General features: G+C 44.5%; 28 protein-coding genes. 7 read left to right on the top strand and 21 right to left on the bottom strand.

Annotated features, from left to right (window positions below):
- Positions 1 to 42 precede the first annotated feature (42 nt).
- The 6 genes from DKT73_RS14350 to DKT73_RS14325 all read right to left on the bottom strand — a co-directional run bounded on the left by DKT73_RS14350 (position 43) and on the right by DKT73_RS14325 (position 5,466).
- Positions 43 to 1,557: an ATP-binding protein gene (locus tag DKT73_RS14350; RefSeq protein ID WP_111639241.1), complete on the bottom strand. Its 1,515-nt coding sequence runs from the start codon at positions 1,555 to 1,557 to the stop codon at positions 43 to 45.
- Positions 1,558 to 1,563: 6 nt separating this feature from the next.
- Positions 1,564 to 2,283 carry a response regulator gene (locus DKT73_RS14345; protein WP_111639240.1) on the bottom strand — a complete coding sequence of 240 codons (720 nt, stop codon included), beginning with the start codon at positions 2,281 to 2,283 and terminating at the stop codon, positions 1,564 to 1,566.
- 49 nt (positions 2,284 to 2,332) lie between these two features.
- Positions 2,333 to 2,788 (bottom strand): DUF1499 domain-containing protein, encoded by a 456-nt coding sequence (locus DKT73_RS14340; protein WP_111639239.1) that lies wholly within the window; start codon positions 2,786 to 2,788, stop codon positions 2,333 to 2,335.
- A gap of 29 nt (positions 2,789 to 2,817) precedes the next feature.
- Positions 2,818 to 3,717, bottom strand: a complete 900-nt coding sequence (gene rluB, locus DKT73_RS14335) for a 23S rRNA pseudouridine(2605) synthase RluB (protein ID WP_111639238.1) — start codon at positions 3,715 to 3,717, stop codon at positions 2,818 to 2,820.
- A gap of 114 nt (positions 3,718 to 3,831) precedes the next feature.
- Entirely contained in the window at positions 3,832 to 4,452 is a 621-nt protein-coding gene (locus tag DKT73_RS14330; RefSeq protein ID WP_111639237.1) for an L-threonylcarbamoyladenylate synthase, read from the bottom strand.
- A 162-nt stretch (positions 4,453 to 4,614) separates the two neighbouring features.
- Positions 4,615 to 5,466, bottom strand: coding sequence for a PHP domain-containing protein (locus DKT73_RS14325; protein ID WP_111639236.1), 852 nt, complete (start codon positions 5,464 to 5,466; stop codon positions 4,615 to 4,617).
- A gap of 66 nt (positions 5,467 to 5,532) precedes the next feature.
- Between DKT73_RS14325 and DKT73_RS14320 the strand changes: the two genes are divergently transcribed.
- Positions 5,533 to 6,069, top strand: coding sequence for a septation protein A (locus tag DKT73_RS14320; protein ID WP_111639235.1), 537 nt, complete (start codon positions 5,533 to 5,535; stop codon positions 6,067 to 6,069).
- A gap of 2 nt (positions 6,070 to 6,071) precedes the next feature.
- Positions 6,072 to 6,377 carry a YciI family protein gene (locus DKT73_RS14315; protein WP_111639234.1) on the top strand — a complete coding sequence of 102 codons (306 nt, stop codon included), beginning with the start codon at positions 6,072 to 6,074 and terminating at the stop codon, positions 6,375 to 6,377.
- A gap of 88 nt (positions 6,378 to 6,465) precedes the next feature.
- Here DKT73_RS14315 and DKT73_RS14310 read toward each other — a convergent pair whose 3' ends face one another.
- Positions 6,466 to 6,747, bottom strand: a complete 282-nt coding sequence (locus DKT73_RS14310; RefSeq protein ID WP_111605359.1) for an Rdx family protein — start codon at positions 6,745 to 6,747, stop codon at positions 6,466 to 6,468.
- A 91-nt stretch (positions 6,748 to 6,838) separates the two neighbouring features.
- On the opposite strand from DKT73_RS14310, the gene DKT73_RS14305 reads away from it, so the two are divergent.
- Both DKT73_RS14305 and mnmC read left to right on the top strand, forming a co-directional pair.
- Positions 6,839 to 7,390: a peptidylprolyl isomerase gene (locus DKT73_RS14305; protein ID WP_111639233.1), complete on the top strand. Its 552-nt coding sequence runs from the start codon at positions 6,839 to 6,841 to the stop codon at positions 7,388 to 7,390.
- Positions 7,380 to 9,392, top strand: a complete 2,013-nt coding sequence (gene mnmC / locus DKT73_RS14300; protein ID WP_111639232.1) for a bifunctional tRNA (5-methylaminomethyl-2-thiouridine)(34)-methyltransferase MnmC2/FAD-dependent 5-carboxymethylaminomethyl-2-thiouridine(34) oxidoreductase MnmC1 — start codon at positions 7,380 to 7,382, stop codon at positions 9,390 to 9,392. The genes DKT73_RS14305 and mnmC overlap by 11 nt, the downstream gene beginning before the upstream one ends.
- Before the next feature lie 56 nt (positions 9,393 to 9,448).
- On the opposite strand, the gene DKT73_RS14295 is transcribed toward mnmC, so the two are convergent.
- The gene (locus tag DKT73_RS14295; RefSeq protein ID WP_111639231.1) at positions 9,449 to 9,778 is read right to left on the bottom strand and encodes a hypothetical protein; all 330 of its coding nucleotides are present in this window, start codon (positions 9,776 to 9,778) and stop codon (positions 9,449 to 9,451) included.
- A gap of 116 nt (positions 9,779 to 9,894) precedes the next feature.
- Here DKT73_RS14295 and cysE point away from each other — a divergent pair, with 116 nt between their 5' ends.
- The gene (gene cysE, locus DKT73_RS14290) at positions 9,895 to 10,710 is read left to right on the top strand and encodes a serine O-acetyltransferase (RefSeq protein WP_111605494.1); all 816 of its coding nucleotides are present in this window, start codon (positions 9,895 to 9,897) and stop codon (positions 10,708 to 10,710) included.
- 23 nt (positions 10,711 to 10,733) lie between these two features.
- On the opposite strand, the gene DKT73_RS14285 is transcribed toward cysE, so the two are convergent.
- The 12 genes from DKT73_RS14285 to ccmA form a co-directional block, all read right to left on the bottom strand.
- Positions 10,734 to 10,970 (bottom strand): YheU family protein, encoded by a 237-nt coding sequence (locus tag DKT73_RS14285; RefSeq protein ID WP_111639230.1) that lies wholly within the window; start codon positions 10,968 to 10,970, stop codon positions 10,734 to 10,736.
- Positions 10,971 to 12,989, bottom strand: a complete 2,019-nt coding sequence (gene ligA, locus DKT73_RS14280; RefSeq protein WP_111639229.1) for an NAD-dependent DNA ligase LigA — start codon at positions 12,987 to 12,989, stop codon at positions 10,971 to 10,973.
- Between the two features lie 100 nt (positions 12,990 to 13,089).
- Positions 13,090 to 14,118: a cell division protein ZipA gene (zipA, locus tag DKT73_RS14275; RefSeq protein WP_111639228.1), complete on the bottom strand. Its 1,029-nt coding sequence runs from the start codon at positions 14,116 to 14,118 to the stop codon at positions 13,090 to 13,092.
- Positions 14,119 to 14,183: 65 nt separating this feature from the next.
- Entirely contained in the window at positions 14,184 to 15,377 is a 1,194-nt protein-coding gene (locus DKT73_RS14270) for a tetratricopeptide repeat protein (RefSeq protein WP_232827890.1), read from the bottom strand.
- Entirely contained in the window at positions 15,374 to 15,784 is a 411-nt protein-coding gene (locus DKT73_RS14265; RefSeq protein WP_111639227.1) for a cytochrome c-type biogenesis protein, read from the bottom strand. The genes DKT73_RS14270 and DKT73_RS14265 overlap by 4 nt, the downstream gene beginning before the upstream one ends.
- Positions 15,781 to 16,290 carry a DsbE family thiol:disulfide interchange protein gene (locus tag DKT73_RS14260; protein WP_111639226.1) on the bottom strand — a complete coding sequence of 170 codons (510 nt, stop codon included), beginning with the start codon at positions 16,288 to 16,290 and terminating at the stop codon, positions 15,781 to 15,783. The genes DKT73_RS14265 and DKT73_RS14260 overlap by 4 nt, the downstream gene beginning before the upstream one ends.
- Before the next feature lie 2 nt (positions 16,291 to 16,292).
- Entirely contained in the window at positions 16,293 to 18,230 is a 1,938-nt protein-coding gene (locus tag DKT73_RS14255) for a heme lyase CcmF/NrfE family subunit (RefSeq protein WP_111639225.1), read from the bottom strand.
- Positions 18,231 to 18,242: 12 nt separating this feature from the next.
- On the bottom strand, positions 18,243 to 18,710 hold the full coding sequence (ccmE, locus tag DKT73_RS14250; RefSeq protein ID WP_111639224.1) for a cytochrome c maturation protein CcmE: 468 nt from the start codon (positions 18,708 to 18,710) through the stop codon (positions 18,243 to 18,245).
- Positions 18,710 to 18,886 carry a heme exporter protein CcmD gene (ccmD, locus tag DKT73_RS14245; RefSeq protein ID WP_111639223.1) on the bottom strand — a complete coding sequence of 59 codons (177 nt, stop codon included), beginning with the start codon at positions 18,884 to 18,886 and terminating at the stop codon, positions 18,710 to 18,712. Before ccmD ends, ccmE begins: the two co-directional genes overlap by 1 nt.
- On the bottom strand, positions 18,876 to 19,622 hold the full coding sequence (locus tag DKT73_RS14240) for a heme ABC transporter permease (RefSeq protein ID WP_111639222.1): 747 nt from the start codon (positions 19,620 to 19,622) through the stop codon (positions 18,876 to 18,878). Before DKT73_RS14240 ends, ccmD begins: the two co-directional genes overlap by 11 nt.
- A complete protein-coding gene (gene ccmB, locus DKT73_RS14235) occupies positions 19,622 to 20,284 on the bottom strand; it encodes a heme exporter protein CcmB (RefSeq protein ID WP_111639221.1) in 663 nt (220 codons plus the stop codon). The genes DKT73_RS14240 and ccmB overlap by 1 nt, the downstream gene beginning before the upstream one ends.
- Positions 20,281 to 20,895 carry a cytochrome c biogenesis heme-transporting ATPase CcmA gene (gene ccmA, locus DKT73_RS14230; protein ID WP_111639220.1) on the bottom strand — a complete coding sequence of 205 codons (615 nt, stop codon included), beginning with the start codon at positions 20,893 to 20,895 and terminating at the stop codon, positions 20,281 to 20,283. The genes ccmB and ccmA overlap by 4 nt, the downstream gene beginning before the upstream one ends.
- Before the next feature lie 161 nt (positions 20,896 to 21,056).
- On the opposite strand from ccmA, the gene fliK reads away from it, so the two are divergent.
- Both fliK and DKT73_RS14220 read left to right on the top strand, forming a co-directional pair.
- Positions 21,057 to 22,580: a flagellar hook-length control protein FliK gene (gene fliK, locus DKT73_RS14225; RefSeq protein ID WP_111639219.1), complete on the top strand. Its 1,524-nt coding sequence runs from the start codon at positions 21,057 to 21,059 to the stop codon at positions 22,578 to 22,580.
- Entirely contained in the window at positions 22,580 to 22,828 is a 249-nt protein-coding gene (locus DKT73_RS14220; RefSeq protein WP_111639218.1) for an EscU/YscU/HrcU family type III secretion system export apparatus switch protein, read from the top strand. Before fliK ends, DKT73_RS14220 begins: the two co-directional genes overlap by 1 nt.
- Here DKT73_RS14220 and DKT73_RS14215 read toward each other — a convergent pair.
- On the bottom strand, positions 22,819 to 23,223 hold the full coding sequence (locus tag DKT73_RS14215) for a DUF2802 domain-containing protein (RefSeq protein WP_111639217.1): 405 nt from the start codon (positions 23,221 to 23,223) through the stop codon (positions 22,819 to 22,821). The genes DKT73_RS14220 and DKT73_RS14215 overlap by 10 nt on opposite strands.
- Positions 23,224 to 23,244 lie beyond the last annotated feature (21 nt).

Below are 23,244 nucleotides of genomic sequence, written 5' to 3'. Positions count from 1 at the left end.
AACAAAGTATTGGCAAGCGCAGTAATCGTTCCAGATACAGCATCAGGACAAGGTTTTCTGATGCTGATTACGCGACCAAATCAAACTGAATTTAGCGCCACCTGACTCACTCGCATCAATAAGAACCGCACCACCATGCCAGAAGGCTATTCGCTGAACAATAGCGAGACCTAACCCATAGCCGCCTGATGCTCGTGTACGGCTATTATCCAAGCGCTGGAAAGGAATAAAAACTTTATCTCTGTCTTCAAACGCAATGCCTGGACCATCATCTTCAATATCTAACTGCCAACGCTCTTCATCATGAGAGAACGTAATCACAATTTTACTATTAGCGTATTTTGACGCGTTTAAAATAAGATTTTGCAAAGCGCGGCTCAAATGATGCTCATCGGCCAAGACAAGATCGTTTTTATCAATGTGTACCTGTACATCTAAATGCTGAAGTAACAAATGATTATGCTGCAAAATATTGTCTACAACCTGAGCAATACAAAGCTCACTGAAATTCAGTGCAAGGGAACCCCCCTCTAACTTTCCGTAAGTTAAAACTTCATCCACCAATGTATTGAGCTCTTCAACGTCTCCCTCTAAGGCTTCTATGGTTTTAGCAACATCGTCGTCCACTTCATCCTTCATTACCTCTAAACCGAAGCGTAAACGCGCAATAGGCGTTCTCAGTTCATGAGAAATGGCATTGATCATTTCTCGTTGAACCTTCAGCAATCGCTGTATATGCGAAGACATAGAATCAAAGGAATAAGCCAGCTCTTTAAGCGTACCACTGCTGTCCGGAATGCCTTTTGGCAAACCACTTCGACCACGAGCAATTTGGCGGGTAATACTTTCAAAGGTTTTGCGTTTGAAATCTAATGAAACCAATTCACGCCAAATTAACAACAGCATGATGGTGATACCGACACCGACAACAAGCACAACAACTAAGGTCAACGAAAAGCTGTCGCTTTGAGCAACCGATAAGTAAACAGGCTCTTTTGCGTCTTTATCTTTCCACACAAAGCCATACTCACTGTATGCTCCATGAACTAAAACCACTCCCATTATAGGATCAGACACATCCGTGGATATTTTTTTCATGGCAAGACATGGCATACTCTCCATTAAGTCTATTTTTTCTTGATACCCCATCCGATCTGTCTGTAAAAAAAGCTTTACCAAAGATTCCAACTGAAACAACTGGTTACCTTGTGAAGCACGTCCAATCAAAATAGGTGAATCAGAGTCTCCAAAAGTCAGCTGATAACTATTATCTGGAAATTTAAGCCATGTTTTATCGATCATTAAAGAGGGAATATCAGCAACGACAGGTAACTCTTTGGATGTTAACGTCCAATTAAATTGGGAATCGGGAAGGTTTTGACTGACGCCAGAAAGCAGCAGAGCGGAACTAAATTCAGCATCAACACAGAGCAACTGCTCCGCTTTCGATGCACCAAAACGAATTTGGGTAAATTCCATAACAATATAACAGCACACAACAATAACGACACCCCCAAAGATGAGATGTCGATATAGGCGCCACATTTCAGCTTGCATGGCGCTTTATACTTCTTTTACGAACAAATAACCTTTACTACGAATGGTCTTAATGCGGCGAGGATGTATCGGGTCATCCCCTATTTTTGAACGTATACGAGAAATTCTCACGTCCACTGAACGATCCTGACCATCGTATTCAATGCCACGCAACTCGCCAAAAATCTCTTCTCGACTGAGAATACGACCTGCGTTGCTAGACAATAACCACAGTAGATCAAACTCCGCGCTGGTCAACTCAACTTCCTCTTCCAGCAGCCAAGCTTCACGACGAGAATTGTCAATCGTCAAGGGACCAAAAGTAAGATTCTGCTCTGACTTAGTAAAATCAAGTGATAGGTCAACATCTTGAGTACTACGACGTAATAAAGACTGAACACGTGCTAACAAAACACGCGGTTTGGCGGGCTTCGACACATAATCGTCAGCACCAATCTCTAACCCCAAGATCTGATCAACATCATCGCTGCGGGCCGTTAACATAAGAATCGGTCCCTTGTAGTCATTACGCACGCTTCTGCATACCGTAAAACCATCCGCGCCAGGCAACATCAAGTCAAGAATAACCAATGAAGGCTGCTCTGCGATAATGCGAGAAATTGCTTTGCGTCCATCTGGCTCAACGTCAACTGTAAAGCCATTTTTCTGCAGATACTCTTGGGTGAGTAACGCTAAGCGCTCGTCATCCTCAACAATCAAAATGTTTTTGTTGTCGTCTACACTCATGGGCAATCCTCGTCCAGTTATTATCACTTTGGGGTTAATGACTTAAAAATCAATTTACTAGAAGATCTGCAATTTGTCTAACTCTCTCTCGATTGACCCCAAAATCAGAATAACCAATTCGAGAGGCCGAACGAAAATGCACAACACTGTCACCTTCAGGCAAATAAAATTCGACATCATCAACATACCCCACAACAGGGCTTTTCACTTCGAAATGAACATAGCCCAAAGAACTAGTGACGATACGAACTCTTCCTTTACCCAGCATATGCGACTCGATCATTAATTGAGTCGCCTTGCGATCACCAGTATAGATGATTGGCTCAACATAATGGGCCACATCGTCTGGCGATGCTTGTGTCGACACACAATTTGGTGAAGTAGGGCAAGATTTCAAAAGACCATCAGTTACACCAAGGTCTTCTGGCATTTTATTTCCAATTTTAACGTAAATAAAAAAACCAACGATCACGATGACAATCAATGCAAATAACCAGCGAACCATGCCTCTACCACTCCCAACTGCTTTTTATATTAACGAAATGATCTTTTACCCGGTTTCTTAGGTTTAAACTCAGGCTTATCGCTACTTTGCCAATCAAAGCCTTTTGCGGCACGACGAGCACCACCTGCCGTCGCCTTGTTTTTATGGCGCTTTACTTCAATCTGTTGCTGTTGCGTTTTAGGCTTTAGCTCAGACAACTTCAGATCGACCATGGCACACAATGAATTGACATCAGGCGCTTCCATTTCTACCCAGCGCCCTACTTTTGCCTTAGATGGCAAAAATACAGGCCCAAAGCGCACACGCTTCAAACGGTTTACTTTCACGCCTTGAGATTCCCAGAGACGACGAACTTCACGGTTACGGCCTTCCATCAAGCAAACATAGAACCAACGGTTAATGCCTTCGCCGCCGCCATCAACGATATCGGTAAACTTAGCAATACCATCGTCTAAGATCACGCCTTTTTTAAGTGTGGCAAGATTCTCTTCTGTGACTTCACCCATCACACGAACCAAATATTCACGATCAATCTCGGTGGAAGGATGCATCAATCTGTTTGCTAATTCACCGTCCGTCGTAAACAGCAACAAACCAGATGTATTAATATCCAAACGACCTACTGCAATCCAGCGCTCGCCACGTAATTTAGGCAATTTATCAAACACCGTTGGTCGACCTTCTGGATCTTTACGAGTACAGACTTCGCCTTCTGGCTTGTTGTAAATAATAACCCGACGATTCTCGCCCGCTTCTGTTGGTACAATCGCATAACCATCTATGGTAATCGTATCTTTGGTACTCACGCGGTCGCCTAGTGTAGCCACCTCGCCATTCACCAATACACGCCCTTCACGAATGCGATTTTCCATTTCACGACGCGAACCTTGACCCGCTCTTGCTAATACTTTTTGTAACTTTTCGTCCATTACGAACCTCTTAGAGGGAATGCTTCTCAGCAACCCAGTTTTGATAATTTAATTAACCATTTCTTGCATTATAATCCACACACCATCAGCCTTGACAGCTGAATATTCAACAATTTATTGAAATGGCGCAGGATTACCGGCACCAACACGAATCACTTCGATATTATCCGCGTCCATTTTAACGACGGTTGTGGGTTCTATCCCACAAAAACCCCCATCTATCACTAAATCTAACGCATGTTCGAGCGTATCGCGAATATCATAAGGGTCCGTCATTGTGTCGCTCTCACCAGGCAAAATAAGAGACACGCTCATAATTGGCTCGCCTAGCTCCTCCAGTAAAGCCGCCACAATATTATTTTTAGGAATTCGAATGCCAATGGTTTTTCTTTTCGGATGCAAAAGCCGTCTAGGCACTTCAGAAGTAGCATTAAAAATAAAAGTGTAAGGCCCTGGGGTATTATTTTTTAATAACCGATATAGGCGGTTATCGAATCTTGCGTAGGTTGAAATTTCTGAAAGGTCACGACATACCAAGGTAAAGTTGTGCTTATCGTCTAATCGACGAATCGCCCGAATCCGGTCCTGAGCCGCTTTATCACCTAAATGACAACCGAGCGAATAACCACAATCCGTTGGATAAGCAATAACGCCACCATTACGAATAACCTCTGCCGCCTGTTTAATTAAACGCGTTTGCGGGTTTTCTGGGTGTATTTGAAAAAATTGACTCAACCTGTTCTCCACTAAATGTTATCTAATCACATCACAAAAAGCATGATGGTATAATGTCATCCTCCCTAAAGAAGGCATCAACATACTATTCTTTGACAGCCACATCATTTGTCAACAAGATGCAAACCGCGACTAACACCTTAAGATACTCACGGACATTGACTAAGACCAAGCCTGCCAGACTAAATCGACCTCACTCTCATGTATCTGTGTAAACTTTCCTACCTGCATCCACGGGCCAAATGGCCCATGATAATCACTTCCAACAGATGCTTTTAAATCAAACTCTCTGGACAATCGCTCAAGCAAACGCACACTGTCAGGCCGCTCATTACCAGAAACAATCTCTATTCCCGTTCCACCCCACTTTTTAAAATCACTTAACAAGCGTTTTAATTTGGTCACGGTCAGTGGATAACGTTTTGGATGCGCGAGAACCAACGCCATATTTTGTCCCGCTAATGCAGTTAACACCTGCTCAAGTTCTGGCCACACATCGCGTAATTGGCCTAATTTTTTATTCCCTAAATAGCGGTCAAAGGCTTTATTTGCATCTTTGACAAAACCCTTTTCGACCAATAACGCGGCAAAATGTGGCCGACCTAATTGGCTGTCTCCAGCCAATGCAACCGCTTCATCAAATAAATCAGGCAAACCTTGTTTCATCAATAAATCCGCAATACGACGGGCGCGATCAAGACGTATTACTTGGTTACCTTTGACAATGGATAACAACGCTGAATTATCGGCAGAAAAATTCAATGCCACCATATGCAAAGGAATACCCTTCCACTGGGTAGACAATTCGACACCATTAATAAAACTCAAGCCATGCTCCGCAGCACGCAGCCTTGCTTCGGGCAGACCATCAAGCGTGTCGTGATCGGTTAAAGCGAACAGCGATACACTCTGCTCAACAGCCAAATCAACCAGTTCACTCGGTGAAAAATGCCCATCTGATCGGGTAGAATGTGTATGTAAATCGACTTTTCGATAACGTGCTGCTTCAGGCATAGATTAACTGTTCTTTAAAAGGAATGATGTTTAATATTAGCCCAGCATACCTACATTGGTTTTTATATGAAAATACTATTCGACTTTCTTCCCATTGTTATCTTCTTTGTTGTTTATAAAATGACAGGAAATATAATTTTTGCAACCGCCATTTTAATTCCCGCCACCCTTATTCAAGTGGGTTTTACGTGGTTCAAAAAACGCACGATAGAAAAAATGCACCTAGTGTCTTTAATCTTAGTCGTTTTACTCGGAGGAGCAACGGTTCTACTAGGCGACGGTGATTTTATTAAATGGAAGCCAACCATTGTGAATGCACTTTTCGCCGTTGCATTTTTAGGCAGCCAATTTGTTGGAAAGAAAAATATTATCCAACGCATGATGGGCGATACACTCGAGCTCCCCTCCAAAGTATGGCGTACGTTAAACCTTGCTTGGGTGGCTTTTTTTGTTGTTTCTGGCGCCGCGAACCTATACGTTGCGTTTTCTTACAGCGAAGAGATCTGGGTAGACTTTAAACTTTTTGGTTTATTAGGAATGACCCTTGTCTTTATTCTATTACAAGGCATTTACTTGTCATCACACTTACAAAATAAGGAATAACCATGCTTTACTCTATTATCGGCGAAGATGTTGCCAACAGCCTTAGCGCTCGTAAACAAGCGCGTCCAGCACACTTAGCGCGCCTAGAATCACTACAACACCAAGGGCGTCTGGTCTTGGCTGGGCCAAATCCTGCCATTGATTCAGACAATCCAGGTGATGCCGGCTTTAGCGGCAGTGTGGTGGTTGCAGAGTTTGCCAGTCTTGAAGAGGCGAAAGCGTGGGCGGACGCCGACCCATATGTGGCCGCAGGGGTTTATGAAAAGGTGACGGTGAAGCCTTTCAAACAAGTCTTTCCGAACGCCTAGCCCCCCACTCTAACCCTCCCCTTCAAAGACACAGGGGAGGGAACAGAATCGCACTTAGTTCCTCTCTGCAAAGGAAAGGTAGGAGGAATTATTTTTTAACATCCGAATGCCCAAGATCTCGCTCTGGATCTATCACATCTCGCATTCTTTGCTTTAATACTTTTGCCTCAGGAAAACCGTCTTCTTTCTTTCGACACCAGATTTCTTCACCATTGACCCTGACTTTAAAAATACCGCCTTGGGTTGGTATCAAGGTGACACTTTTAATATCATCATCAAAGGTTGTTAGCAGTTCTTGAGACAACCAAGCAGCGCGCAACATCCAACGACATAATGTACAATACTCAATTTCAACGGTTGCAGTTCGCATTTGCATTCTCTCCGGTAAATTAACAAGGCGCCTTAAAGCGCCACAATACAACTCATATTATTGCTGACATATTTAATAAGGAAGTAGCACCATGCGTAAATCTCTTATCACCAGTTTGGCTTTACTTGCGTTTTGCTCACCAGTCAACGCGACGGAGGTCGATATCGTGACCAATCAAGGTACCATTCGAGTCGATCTGGAAGAGACTGCGGCGCCCAAAACTGTCGCAAACTTTTTACGATATGTCGACGAAGGCTTTTACAATGGTACCATTTTTCATCGAGTGATTCGTGGCTTTATGGTTCAGGGTGGTGGCTTCAACAGTGACTTAGAACGCAAAACCACCCACAAAGCCGTCGCTTATGAAGGGGACAATCAACTGGCTAACAATCGTGGCACATTAGCTATGGCTCGTACTCAAGATCCAAATAGCGCCACATCACAATTTTTTATTAATCAAGTCGATAACGCCTTTTTAAATCATGGCACGCGCGGGGCAGCAGGCTATACGGTGTTTGGTAAAGTCATTTCAGGCATGGACATCGTTGATGCCATCTCCGCTGTTCCAACGTCTACTGTGGGGCCTTATCAAAACGTACCGACGACGCCGGTGATTATCGAGAGCGTGACGCGTGTTAACTAGTTACCAACTCCCCCCTCCTGACATCCGTTGGGGGGATGATGGCGCACCGCACTCCAGCCAATTCGATGATGTATACTTCGATAAAGAGTCTGGGCTCGAAGAAACTCGCCATGTCTTTATAAAAAACAATCACCTGAGTGAACGCTGGTCGTCCATGCAAAGCAACACCTTTGTTATTGCGGAAACGGGCTTTGGTACGGGGCTGAATTTTTTGTGTGCTTGGCAAGCGTTTTTGAACAGCACAACCGACGATAAACAGCTGCATTTTATTTCGGTGGAAAAGTTCCCTATGACAAAGGACATGTTGGCCGATGCGTTAAAAATGTGGCCTTCAATAAGGCATTTTAGTAAGCCACTCATTGAAGCTTATCCAGACGTTTGCCATGGCTTCCATCGCATTGAGCTAGAACAAGGCCGAATCCAACTCACACTGTGGTTCGGAGAGGCAGAAGACGGTTTCGCAGCACTCAATGCGGATGTCGATGCTTGGTTTCTAGATGGCTTTGCACCGAGCAAAAACCCTGAAATGTGGTCAGATAATCTGTTTAAACATATTCATCGTCTTAGCCATCAAGGCACCACATTTTCCACCTTTACTGCCGCAGGCATTGTGCGTCGAGGGCTAAAAAATGTTGGCTTCGATGTCCGTAAAGTGAAAGGTTTTGGACAAAAAAGAGAGATGTCTGTCGGTGAGCTCAATACGATCACAGCACCATTGACTGAACGTATGGCACAGGGCAAATCCTGGTTTAATCTTCGCAGCAACAGCAGATCAGAAGTCAGCAAAGTATTGGTAGTTGGCAGCGGACTGGCTGGCGCGAATACCGCTTATGCACTTGCTAAACAAGGCATAAAAGTAGAAGTGTGGGAACAAGATGACACGATTGCGAATGGTGCTTCAGGCAACCCTCAAGGTATGCTCTATCCCAAACTCACCACACAAGATACGTTTCTGAACCGTTTCTATCTTGCCGCTTATTTGTACGCCTCTCGCCTCTACAACAAATTGGATAGCGTCGGCGCTTTTTGGGATCAATGCGGCCTTGTTCAAATCCCCAAAAATGATAAAGAAACCGAACGCTTTCAAAAACTACTGGATCAGCAACTCTATCCGCACAGTATTTTACAAGCCGCGACGGAAAAGAGAGGCAGCCTGTTTTTACCCCTATCTGGCTGGGTAGCGCCCAAAAAACTGTGTGAAGCATTATTATCTCATCCGAACATACAATTGCGACTCAATACAAAGCTGGATCACCTGCAATCCTTCGAGACACAACTGGAAAATGGCACAGCAACACATTGGCAAGCTGAGTCGGACAAGCACTCAGATACCTTCTCTCATGTTGTTTTGTGTACGGCTAACGAGAGTAAAGCATTCAATGACCTCTCCCATTTGCCTATCTATCCGATTAGAGGGCAAGTATCACAAATGCATATCAGTGACGCTATTGAGGCGTGCCAACGAAAAGGCGAACTCGCTGAAAAAATAAACATCGATAAGGTGTTATGTGAGTTTGGTTATGTGTCCCCACCGATTGATGGACTGATTCATTTTGGTTCGACCTATGATTTAAAAGATCAAGATACCGCAGTGCGAGAAGAAGGACACAATAGAAACCTTGCCATTCTCGAAAACCTACTTGGTTTACAGGAACACACATTTACGAGCAAAGATTGCGAAGGCAGAGTGTCTTTTCGTTGTGCTGTACCGGATTACACGCCCATTGTTGGGCCGATTCAATCGTCAGAGGCTTATCATCGGGAATATTCTAGGCTGAGCAAAAACGCAAAATGGAAATCAAACAAACTCGCTGAGCCCAACAAACAGCTGTACGTCAATATTGGCCACGGTTCAAGAGGACTGATTTCGACCCCGCTAAGCGCCTGCTTCATTGCAAGCTTAATCACCAACACGCCCTCGCCTTTGGAGCAAAATGTCAGTCACAAGCTGCATCCAAGCCGCTTTATTATTCGTGATTTAAAGCGCAGTCAAAACACATAGCATTACCACTGCATACCTTTTATAAACAAAATGGATGCAGTGGTCTTATGCTTTTCTTACGACTCAAACAGCTCACAAGCGCTGGGAATAAGGTCCACAAATCGACTGGAGGTTTGAGGGCGGAACACATAGTTATTAAGCTCTGGCAGCAATGTCCGCAACTTATCACTCAACAGCAGTAAACTTGGGTTAATTGGCTCATAAGGATACACATGATCCTGTAGACTCAACTTATGCAATTCATCTAGCTCGTCTTGCAATATGCTTTTCATCGCAAAAAAGCGATCTTTTTGATTAATATCGTTGGTTTCCCAATACGCATCAGAAAACGCAGCATTTAATTCGTAAAAGATATGCAATGCATCAGCAACATTTTTTTTAGACATATTATCTCCATCTTTTTAAGCAATCTTCACATTGCCCCTTGTATTGTTTAACCCTAACCCTATAACCTACATTCTAAACGTGAATTGATATAGGTGAATACCCCTTGAGTACAACAATCCATCATGCTGTGACTTCTGACAATTTATGGCAATCTTTGCAAGCAGAAGCCAAAAAACTTGCTCTGGACGAACCTATTTTAGCCAGTTACTTTAATACCACTATTTTACGCCATGATTCATTGTGTTCGGCTTTAAGCTTTTTACTGGCCAGCAAGCTAGATAGCATATCAATTCCCGCTATGGTATTACGAGAAGTATTCGAAGAAGCCATGGCAGACACTCACTCTGGCATTGTACGTTGCATCGAGCAAGACATTTTAGCCATAAAAGAACGTGATGCAGCGTGTGATACTTTTACAACACCACTGTTATTTTTTAAAGGTTTTCATGCGCTACAAACCTACCGTGTTGCTAATTGGTTATGGAAAAACAACCGTAAGAGCTTAGCCCTTTATTTACAAGGACAGATGTCTATGGTGTTTAGTGTCGACATACACCCAGCCGCAACCATAGGCTGTGGCGTGATGTTAGACCACGCCACAGGGCTTGTGGTAGGTGAAACCTGTGTGATTGAAGACAATGTCTCTATTTTGCAATCCGTCACGCTAGGCGGCACAGGGAAAGAGCACGGTGATCGTCACCCTAAAATACGTTCCGGTGTGCTCATTGGTGCAGGTGCGAAAATTCTTGGCAATATAGAAGTGGGTGAAGGCGCGAAAATTGGGGCGGGTAGCGTGGTGCTAGAACCGGTTGAGCACCACACAACGGTTGCTGGCGTGCCAGCCAAAATCGTTGGGCGTAATACGGGAGAAGAGCCATCCCGAGTCATGGACCATAATATCAATCATTGTGTTCGCGATTGCGTGGAGTAATCGAATCAACAATAACTACGATCTTAAAAGAGATCGTAGTTATTCAATTCGCTTTTCGGAATCATCTTGATGGTTTCACTCTCTGTATCAAACAACAATACAGCGTCTCCACTTCGTAATGCTCTTAGCGCCTGATCACGTTTTTGCGCAACAGACAGATCATAATCGCCATAATCTGTGCCGTCACGAGATACGATATCATCCAAAATAGTGTCTAAGGTATCTGGGGCCAACGAATCGTAAGGTATTAGCGTATCCAATTATATCGCTCCATATTGACTCAACAGGGCAATGACACCCGCTTCATCAATGATTGGTACATTAAGAGATTGGGCCTTAGTCAATTTCGAACCGGCTTTTTCACCGGCGACTAAGCAATCTGTTTTGACAGAAACGGAACCACTCACTTTAGCACCGAGCGCTTGCAATTTGTCTTTTACTTGATCACGGCTAAATTGACTCAATGAACCAGTTACCACATAGGTTTTACCCAACAAAGGTAATGCATCCGCAGACACTTGTTGCTTCTTCTCCCAAACAACCCCAGCCGCTAATAAGCCTTTTATGGTCTCTCGATTTAGCTCCTGATCAAAAAACAAACGCACGTGTTGAGCGACAATGGGGCCGACATCTTCCACCTCTACTAAGGTTTCTTCATCGGCCACCATCAAATCATCCAATTCAGTAAAGTAAGTCGTTAAGGCACGAGCCGTCGCCTCACCCACTTCACGAATACCCAATGAATAGATAAAACGATTAAATTGCGTGTTCTTTGCTGTCTCAATTGAAACAAGCAGCTTCTCAACAGACTTTTGCCCCATACGCTCCATTGCTAATAAGCTGTCTTTTTTCTCACTAAGCGTAAAAATATCCACTGGCGTTTTAACCAATGCTTGATCCACCAGCTGTTCAATCAACTTATCGCCAAGACCATCAATGTCCATGGCCTTACGAGAGACAAAATGTTTCAAAGATTCTTTCAGTTGCGCACCGCAAACCAAGCCCCCAGTGCAACGGATAACGGCTTCCCCTTCTACTTGCTCCAAATCGGAACCACATACAGGACAAGCTTCTGGAAACACAACTTCCGTCGCGTCATCAGGACGTTTATCCATCACAACCTGAACGACTTTGGGAATCACGTCGCCAGCGCGGTGAACAATAACAAAATCATTCACCTTGACACCCAAACGGGCAATCTCATCTTTATTGTGCAAGGTGGCATTAGAAACCGTTACACCGCCAACAAACACAGGCTCTAATCGTGCAACTGGGGTTATGGCACCGGTACGCCCTACTTGGAAGTCCACTCCAATCACTCGAGTCATTTCCTCCTGAGCCGGAAACTTTCTGGCGATGGCCCAGCGTGGTGCACGGGCAATAAAGCCCAATTGATTCTGCTGAGCGATTTGATCGACTTTATAGACAATACCATCGATATCATAGGACAAATCAGCACGCTTTTCGTTAAGCATTTCGTAGTATTCGATACAGCCTTGCGCACCTTCCGCTTTCGCCATTAAATCATTGGTACGAAAGCCCCACTCGTTTAACTGCAGCAGGCCTTCGTAATGGCTCTTAGGCTGATCCCAACCTTCCGCATAGCCAATCGAATAGGCGCACATCACTAAGGGACGGGTCGCGGTTATCTTAGGATCAAGCTGGCGCAAACTGCCTGCTGCGGCATTACGAGGGTTCACAAAGGTTTTCTCACCTTGCGCCATGGCCAAAGCATTCAGCTTTTCAAAGCCGTCTTTTGGCATATAAATTTCGCCGCGCACCTCTAGAACAGCGGGCGGTGTTTGCGTGCGTAACTTCAGCGGCACAGAGTAAATGGTCTTAATATTCGAGGTAATGTCTTCTCCCGACAAACCATCGCCACGAGTCACACCTCGCACTAAACGCCCCTCTTCATAACGCAAACTAATCGCCAAACCATCCAATTTAGGCTCACAGCAATAGGTCACATGATCCGTATTAAGTAATTTACGAACACGCTGATCAAAATCAGACAAAGACTCGTTATCAAAAGCGTTGTCCAAAGACAGCATAGGAACCGTATGAGCGACGTTGACAAAACCACTGTCTGGCTTTTCACCAACACGCTGAGTAGGAGAGTCTGCTTGAATCCAATCTGGGTGTTCCGCCTCTATCGCTTGAAGCTGGCGGTAATCGCGGTCATATACTGCATCTGGGACGATTGGCTCGTCTTTTACATGATAAGCATAGCTGTAATCATTCAGCTGCTGAATCAACTCCAGCATCTGCTGATGCGTCATGTTTGTCTCTTGGCTCATATATCAATAAACTCGATTTCTTCTGACTTGTATTAAATATTAACAGCAAAAAAAACAAGGCCCCTTAGGGCCTTGATTCATCTTACTGCTTACTGCGCATTAACCGACGGCGCTCAAAGTCGCGTATTCGCTGACGACAATGGGCAATAGTTTGGTCGCTCATTGGAGAACGACGTTCATCACGCAGCTCACCGCCTAAGTTGCGCACTAAGGCTTGTGCCGTTTCCAACATAAAATCAAACGCTTTCATGCTATTTTTTGGCCCAGGCAGCCCCATAAAGAAACTCACACCAGGACAGTCACCCTCGCCCATGGTTTCTAGATCAAAGGTGCCTGGTTCAATGGCATTTGCCATACTAAATTGCACGCGCCCACGGTCGAAGCCATCTTCATGACGATGGAAAATATCCATTTCACCGTAACGCATACCGCAATTTAAGATCAATTGAAGCAGTTCTATTCCTGAAAAACTCTGTCCTTCTGGAGCAAACACGTTAATCACGATGACTTCTTCAATCTCAACAATACTTTTGTCTTGTTTATCCTCTATACCGTCAACGTCATCAACCAAATGACTTGGTGTTATTTGATCGATATCGATTTCTGAATAGCTGCGCTCATAGTCCACATCATCAGTATAATCGCTGCGACGATTGGCCTCTGGCGTAAAATCAAGATTAAGATCGTCATGCTCATAGAAACCATCATCTGAATAATTCTGTTCAGAGACCGCAGAATCGCCAAAATCTCGCTCAGGCACTAAAGACGCTAGCTCATCGAGAAGCAAATCCTCGCCTCGATCCAACTCTGGACCCGAGTCCACCTTATGAGGAACATCTGTTAAAGGCGACTTAGCTGTTTTCCTAGCATTTTCAAAGGCATTAGAAATAGGGTCTGCAGAAGGTCTGGCGACTCTAGCCGACATTTTACCATGCCCCATGGTGGCTCTTTGCCGAACCAATGCATCATGTGATTTATGGTTATCGGCAAAGCCATCTTCTGCCTGGGCATGCTCTTGCCCTTTTTTATATCGACGAAATCCATCTATGAGGATCACAACAATAATGAGGACCCCAATCAAGATCAGCCATTCACGCAAGCTAAATTCCATTACACATTCCGAATAGCATCAATTAAAGTTGACTGTATTATCAAACGAAGCGCCTTAGGATTCAATTACAAGGCCACCTTGATTACGAAAATCTCACGACTATTTATCAGTAGACTATGCTTTATACCGATAATTCGACCTTTTGTCAGATCATTGTCATTAATATTCGATAATTTCACGACCAAATCGACCTTTTCAACATTGGCCAGCGTGGCCGTTGGCATCATCGCATCCAAATTGGTTAACAAAATAGGCTGCTCCAAATCCTCTGGAAATACCCTTTGTATCGCCAACGGCATTTTTTGCCCATCCATCACAGCATAAACCAGTAAAACATCGTCTTTCTGCCAACGGTAATTGGTCGCTTCCCAATCAAGCGTTACCGCCAATTGATCGGTAATAATGGGAGCCACCTGCTGGTAATCAATTTGCCCTAACTCTCTGGCCTTATTGATCGCCGACAGCAAGGCTAAACGTTCCCTAGAATGAACACTGTAACGAATCGCTTCTTGCCATGCCAGTATGGCCCCTAGATAGTTTTGTTGGGCAAAATCTGCCACACCCTTCAAATCCAAAGCGGTCACTTGTGTTGGATCTTGTTGCAAAATAGCGTTAACAACCGCCAGCATTTTTGGTGAACTTTGATTCGCATTCGCATAAAAAATCGCCTGTGCGTATTCGACCAATAAAGCCACTCGCCCCTCGGCATTTTTAGGCAATTTTTCTAATGCCTTTTCAAACGTTTCCACCGCTGCAGAATATTGTTCAGCTTGCATATAATCCGTTGCTAAATAATACCAATCTTCCGCTCTGTCATAACGCGCACTGCGATACCGCAAAAAATCCGTGATTTTTTGCGGACTCAGCTGCTGCATTTGCAAATCTTGTGTAAAAGCCACTTCTTTTGCATAACCCATCCATTGATAGAGACTGACACTACCAAGTACCGTGACAGCAGCCACACCAAGCATGACCCAACGGGCAAAATTGACATCAAGATGAAAAATACGTTTTTGTCGATCATCGGTTGAACTCGTTTCACTATCAACATCGATTAAAAGCTGCACCGATTCACTCGAGGTCAATCGCCCAGCGTCCTCTTCTTCTGCTATCTCTTTGCGACGTATCTCAGAAAACTCAGATGGATTTTGACGCACTTTTTTATCTGCATGCTTATCTAAACGATGCGTTAGCGAGCCAAAAAGATAGGTAAGACTCAATACGATCAGACCAACCATTGCCAAATATGCGACTATCATTCGTCTCGCCCTCGTCGTTTACGGCTTATCTTCACCACAAAAATAAAAGCGACCAACCCAATTCCTAGAAGAATAAATGGACCATACCAGAGTAAAAATGTTGCCGTTGAATGCTGTGGTCGATACAACACAAACTCACCATAACGGGCGACCATATAATCAACGATTTCTTGATCTGTCTTGCCTTGCTCGATCATCTGATGAACCTGTTCACGAAGATCCACCGCGATACCAGAGTTGGAGTCAGCTAAGTTTTGATTCTGACATTTCGGGCAACGTAACTCTTCGACCAAATTTTGATAGCGTGTTTTGTTCAACTCTGAACGAAAGGCCATCTGCTCTTGCGCCACAGCAGACAAGGATAGCCATATCCCACAGACTAGAAAAATCCCCTTGATGAACATCATTTCATATAGCCTTGAATGTCTGGCCAATTTTCAGCATTAATAACACCTTGATGTCGATAAACCACCACACCAGAACTGTCCACAACAAAGCTTTCTGGGGCACCTGTGACCCCCATATCAACACCAAAATTCCCCATTTCATCCATCAAAACCATTTGATAAGGATTTCCCTTTTGCTCTAACCATTGTTCCGCTGAGTCTTTCTGATCTTTGTAATCGATACCAATAATAGGCACACCAGACTGAGCCAGCGTCATCAAAAAAGGATGCTCAACATGACAGGCAGGACACCAAGTTCCCCAAAAATTAATCAAGTAAGACGTCTTTGGTAAATCCTTGTGGGTATACAACTGATCATCGCCCAAAGACACCAAGGTGAAATTGGGGACTTTTTTTCCTACCAAAGCAGAAGGCATATACTGAACATCTTTGCCAAGCTGTGAATAAAACACCGCACCAAGTATCAAAAAAAACACTAAGGGAATAAAGAATAATAGTTTTCGCACACCTAAACTCCTGCCCTTCTTTGATAACGTTTATCGAGTGCGGCAAGTAATCCACCAGCCATCATCAGCAAACCGCCAAGCCAGATCCAGCGCACAAAAGATTTCACGTAAATCCGCACTCCCCAAGCAGAATCATCAAGCTGTTCACCTAAGGAAACGTATAAATCACGTGTAAACCCAGCATCCAAAGCGGCTTCGGTCATAACTTGTTGGCGAGTCGTAAAAAAACGCTTTTCAGGATGCAATACAGCAACCGTTTTATCCGCCTGATAAGCGGTAAATTGCCCTTTACTCGCCACATAATTGGGTCCTTTTACTTGCTCAATAGAATCAAATTGAAACTCATAGCCTGCCACGGTGGCTCGATCACCTGGCGATAGTCGCAACATGGACTCCTGACTGTTAACACTGACTAAAACGATGCCCACCAAGCTAACCACCATACCAAGATGCGCCAACAACATACCGTAGTAATTTCTTGGTAACTGTCGGGCTCGGGGAATAATGCCTTTCGTTCCGGCAGAAACCTTACTAAACCAATCAGAAAAAGATAACACCACTACCCAAAATGCCACAGCCAAGCTGAGCCAAGCGATAAAGCCAAATTCATAATAATAAACCACCCAACCAGCCGACAGAACCGCAACAGCGGCAGCAACAGAACATACCTTAAAAAGCACATTAATCGGCGTATGATGCCATTTAGAAAGAGGGCCAACCGCCATAAACACCATAAGCAACAACGCAATAGGCGTAAAAACACTATTAAAATACGGCGCACCAACAGAAATTTTCCCCAATCCTAAAGCATCGAAGATCAAAGGATATAGAGTGCCTAATAAAACCGTTAATGTCAGAACCGTTAATACGATGTTATTGAGCAGCAACCAAGCCTCTCGCCCTGTTGCACCAAAAGATACTTTGGAACGCACTTCTGAGGCTCGGATGGCATACAGCAACAAACTCCCACCAACAAGCACCAAGAGCAAAACGAGAATAAACATGCCTCGTGTAGGATCTGCGGCAAAAGAATGCACCGACGTTAGCACACCAGAGCGAACCAAAAATGCACCAAGCAAGGAGAGACTAAAAGTAAAAATCGCCAGCAAGACAGTCCAGCTTTTAAACACACCACGCTTTTCCGTTACCGCAAGGGAATGCAACAAGGCCGTTCCCGCTAGCCAAGGCATAAAAGACGCATTTTCCACTGGGTCCCAAAACCACCAGCCCCCCCAGCCTAATTCGTAATAGGCCCACCAGCTGCCTAATGTAATCCCCAGTGTTAGAAACGCCCACGACGCCGCTGTCCAAGGTCTTGCCCAACGCGCCCAAGACGCATTTAAATTCCCCGTAATCAACGCCGCCACAGCAAACGCAAAGGCCACTGAGAATCCGACATACCCCATGTAGAGAACGGGTGGATGCACGATCAAACCAAAATCTTGCAACAAAGGATTCAGATCCCCGCCATCCGCAGGCACATCTGGTAACAAACGAGCAAAAGGTGAAGAAGTAAAAAGCAAGAAGGATAAAAACCCGACGCAGACCATACCTAACACAGACAACACCACAGGCCCGATGTCTTCCGGTAAACCTCTTATTTTTAAGGCAACCGCAGAGCACCAACCAGACAAAACCAGTACCCAAAGCAATAAAGACCCTTCATGACCGCCCCACAAGGCACTGAATTTATACCACACAGGCAGCTGACTATTTGAATTCTGGCTGACATACAACACCGAAAAGTCATCCGTCAAAAATGCCAGACTCAAGGTAATAAAACTGACCAATATCAAGACCGACATAATAAACGTCAGTGGCCGAGCGCTTTCCAACAAAAGCCGATTGCCCTTCCAGTAACCCACCAAAGGTACCGAGGCCAACGATAGGGCAAAAAACAACGACAATATCAGTGAAAACTGACCAATTTCAGGAAACATAAACAGCCTAAATTAATAAGTAGATTGCGCGGGCTCTTTACTCTCACCCATCGAGTTTTGGGCATTTTTCAATGCCTCTGATATTTCTGGTGGCATGTATTTTTCATCGTGTTTCGCCAACACTTCAGTAGCTTCAAATACACCATTTTCATTGAGCTTTCCTTGCGCCACAATCCCCTGACCTTCGCGAAACAAGTCTGGCAAAATACCACGATATTCAATGGTGACCTTGTGCTGGAAATCCGTCACATCAAACGCGACGGCCAAGGTATCAAGATTGCGCTTTACACTGCCTTGAACCACCATCCCCCCCGCACGAATGTTGGCGTGACGTGGCGCCTCTCCCGAAGCAATCTGGGACGGAGAAAAGAATAAGTTAATATTTTGCTGCAAGGCGTACATCACCAAGCCAACCACCACACTCAGAATCAATACAATGACAGTTATGACGAGTAGACGTTTTTTTCTCACTGGATGCATTAGCGAGTCTGGCTCCTTACAAAGCGTTTTCGTAAAATGTTACGTGTCTTTTGACGCGTCGATAGAGTATTCCAAACCAGCCAAATTAATGCCAAAGCACTAAAACCATAAGCCGACCAAACATACACACCATGCTTTCCCATCATCAAAAACGCTGACAAACTGTCAAAGGCCATTTTCCATTACCTCTTGCTTCACCCAACTCGATCTATGTTCACGCATCAATATTTCAGACTGCATTCGCCATAGAACCAAACCCGCCACAAAGCTGTATAACCCAATCACCGCACAGAGCAAGGGTAGCCACATTTCTGGCGGCATCTCTGGCTTTTTGGTGAGCGTAAAGGTTGGCCCTTGATGTAGGGTTTCTAACAACACCACGGAGTATTTAATGATGGGTAAGTTAATCAATCCGACAACACTGATCACCGCAGCCGCTTTATTTGCTAACACCAGATCGTCTAAAGCGCTCTGCAGAGCAATAATCCCCATATAAAGAAAAAACAGCACCAGTACAGACGTAAGCCTAGCGTCCCAAACCCACCAGGTTCCCCAGGTAGGCTTTCCCCAGATGGCACCAGAGACTAGAGCGATCAGCGCCATTACTGCACCAATCGGTGCCATCGCCTTAATAAAAATAGGCGCCATTTTCATCTGCCAGACAAGGAACACAAAACTTGCAACCCCTAACGCCAAATAACAAGATTGCGCCAACATTGCCACAGGCACGTGAATATAAATAATGCGAAAACTGTTACCTTGCTGGTAATCCTCAGGTGCAAACGCCAACCCCCATACCAAGCCAATAGCAAGACACAAACAGCCAAAACAGAATACGGGTAAAGCCCAAAAGTTAGACCAAGAATAAAACCACTTTGGCGAAGCCAATTTATGAAACCATACCCAGCGCATCAATTTACACTCGCTTTGACTGCAATCGCCGTCATAAAAGGCGATAGGACTAAAGACAACAAGGACATCGCTAACAGCATCGCCAAGAAACCAGAATAAGGCAAACCAGCTTGCGCGGCTTTGACCGCCAAGGTCGAAAAAATGATCACTGGTAAGTAAAACGGCAATATTAACAACATCACCAAGATGGCACCCTGTTTTATCGATACGGTTAACGCCGCCCCAATCACACCCATAAAAAATAAGCTTGGCGAGCCAACCAACAAGGTAACCATTAGCGCCCATAAACTGGCACTCGACAAATACAGCATTTCACCCAGCAACGGCATTATAACGAGCAAAGGCAAGATAACGGCAAGCCATTGTGCGATGACCTTTAATAAAATCAACAATGGCAAAGAAAGCCCACAAACCACCAGCTGCTCCAGAGATCCATCTCGATAATCCTCTTTAAACAGACTGTCTACCGCCATCAAAACAGCCAATACCGTAGCACACCAGATAATACCGGACGCCGCTGGCGTCAAGAATTCCGATGAAGAATCAATCCCTATTGGAAACAGCACAACAACAATGACAAAAAACAGCAGCGCATTTAAAACATCTTGTTTACGACGCCATAAAACTAAAAATTCCGCTCTCACAAAAGAGAAATACGTCATGACAGTAACGCCACATCACGGGTAGAAAGGGACGGTAAATCCTGATGGGTCGTTAATAGCACCAAGCCCCCAACTGAAGCATGTTGTCGAATACACGCCTCCAATAATTCAACGCCTCTGACATCTAAGGAAGCAAAGGGTTCGTCTAACAGCCAAAGTGTTTTTTTACCCAACCATAATCGCGACAAGGCAACTCGACGAGCTTGCCCTGCAGAGAGCTTTTTCACTGGTACATCTATATGATCGATAAGCTCCAAACTCTCCAACACCTCATGTAAGGCACTTGGCGATGCGTCAGGACAGTACCAACGCAAATTTTCAATTACTGTTAGCTGTGGCTTAATGCCAGAGGAATGACCAAGATAGATGACATCTTGCTGCAAAAAACGCCGATCAACCGTAACATCCTCGCCTGAATACACGATTTGTCCTTGTAGGGGCGAAAGAATTCCCACAATCACTTTTAATAAAGAACTCTTACCCGCGCCATTCTCCCCTAAAATACGCACAACGTCACCGGATTGAACGCTAAAAGACAGCCCTTTACACAGGTCTCTCTCTGCACGTTCAATCCAAAGATCTGATACTGTTAATGAAGCAAAAGAGTGCAAAAGATATTTCCAAGTCGGCCGATATAAAGGTCAAGGTTAACATGGTTTAGCTGGACTGTTTTAACTATACGGCTTAGCTATACTAAAGTGTTGAAACATTATATGAGAAGCGTTTCTAAAAGCACAAATCAATCGGTTATCTAAATCAACAGGCAGGCGACATGATCTCTGATATCCAATCTATGCTTAATGCATCATCAAGCAAGCAGAGCAGTGGGACCAACAACAATAGTAATATGGTGGGTAACACAGGCACTATTGCCAAATTAAGCAGTGAAATCAAGCTTATAGAAAACCTCAGCGTAATCAAATTTCAAGGCAGCGAGTCACTCAACTTTCAAGGCAAACCTGCCCAGCTGTTGCATGCAACCAGCGCACAACAGCCCTTCACCCTTGTGAACACAGGGACTCCCATTGATATTAGCACCATCCAGAATGCCAAATTAGATAAAACCAGTACCCTACAGGCGTCACTGACCATACCAATAGAGGCTCAATCCAACAAAACGGGCGTCAATCAAAATGCACCTCAAGTTAGGCAAGCTGATAACCTGATGCTGGCCTCTCGCGTTGTAAACTTAACCGTAACCGACGTGGCGCCAACGGCCACAGCGAAAACCGGAGTTCCTACACAGGCCACGCCCTTTCAAACGCCCTACTCTAATGCTCAGACAGCCACACCAATCTCACAGACAAGCTCACCAGCAAACACCGCACTTACCACCTCTCCAGTACTTGCAACCGTTTCAGATGGTAAAACAGAGTTTCCAATTCTGAGCCAAATGCCATTAAAAAAAGGCGATGTCGTACGAGTCATGGTCGACGCCAACAACCAAATGCAGGTGTTGCCAGCAAAAAACAGTTCGACAGCATCTACCGTCCAAACAGAAGCGCTCAAGCAAAGCCTACCGAAGCAGCTATCTTTTGGCGATATGTCTCAACTTGTCAAACAACTGAATAACCTCAACGATTCATCGTCCGCAAATCTACCACCGCAGACACAACAAGCGCTTAAACAGTTGATGCAGCATATGCCAACCTTGGGCACAGTGACTGGCTCACCCGAAGCCATGAAACAGGCAATTCAAAGCAGCGGGCTTTTTTCAGAATCCTTGCTGGCGAATGACAGCAAAATACAGATACCTGCTGATTTAAAACTCAATCTTATACGACTAAAAGACGCCCAAGACAATTCAGCCCCTTTGCGCCTTGCTGGCATACCAACAGAACACATTGCCGGCGCTATTGAACGAATAACCACCAGCCAATTACGTCACTTTTCAGATCAGAATCAGATCAATACTCCCAGCTATCCATTGCACATAGAACTGCCAATAAAAAATGGTCTAACCCCCAGCTTTGTACAGATAGAAATAGATAAAGATGCCAGTACAGAAGAACAAGCAAAACAGGACAGACGCTGGCTAGTGAAATTAAAGTTCGATTTTGAAGAGACAGGACGTTTTGATGCAAGGGCCAGCATTCAAGCGAACAAGGTTGGAATACTCTTTGCGGCCGAAGACCCAGAGACCGTACAAATATTGCGTCAAAACATCCCCATGTTAAAGCAACAACTGACAGATAAAAACATTGAAGTCGAACGATTAGACGCGTTTCAAGCAAAGTTAGATAAAGAAAAAACCAACGTAAGCAACACCCAATCATTAATAGATGTGAGAACGTAATGCAAAAAGCCGTCGCTTTAAAATATGACTTTAGCGCAGCCCCTAAAGTGGTTGCAAAAGGGAATGGCTTGCTTGCGGAAAAAATCATGGCCGTCGCCAAAGAAAACGATGTTATGCTTCACCAAAGTCCTGAGCTTGTCGAATTGCTCAGCACTTTGGAATTAGGCGAAGAAATACCCGAGTCTTTATATTTAGCCGTGGCAGAGGTTATCGCCTTTGCCCACAAAATCAGAGACCATCAATGGTAATCCGAGTTTCTTCGTGACTCTTGCTTCAATAGGCTGATCAGCTCAGCCTCTGCTCGAATAAGACCACATTTAGAAACCAAATCGTCAATGGTTGCCCCCATTTCTAAAAGCTCCATGGCGCGGTTATAAGAAACGCCACCTTCTTTTGACAAAATTTCAGACTGCTTTTCCACCGCTAGATTTAATTTTTTCTCAATAGCCACTAAGCGGCGTCCCATGCCTATTGATCCAGAAGCAAGCACTTGAACCTGCTTCTTTTGATTCAGCTCCACTTCGGCACGCTCTTGCTTCATCTTCTCCAAACGTTTTGACAGTCGAAAAGCCCAAACGACAACAGCGATCAATATTACAAACTGTAAGGTTAGGAGAAGGTTAAATAACCACTGAGATTCCATCTAGTACAACTACCTTAATAC

The organism is Marinomonas shanghaiensis (assembly GCF_003259175.1).
Classification (GTDB): domain Bacteria; phylum Pseudomonadota; class Gammaproteobacteria; order Pseudomonadales; family Marinomonadaceae; genus Marinomonas; species Marinomonas shanghaiensis.
This window is presented reverse-complemented; position numbering and strand designations above follow the sequence as displayed.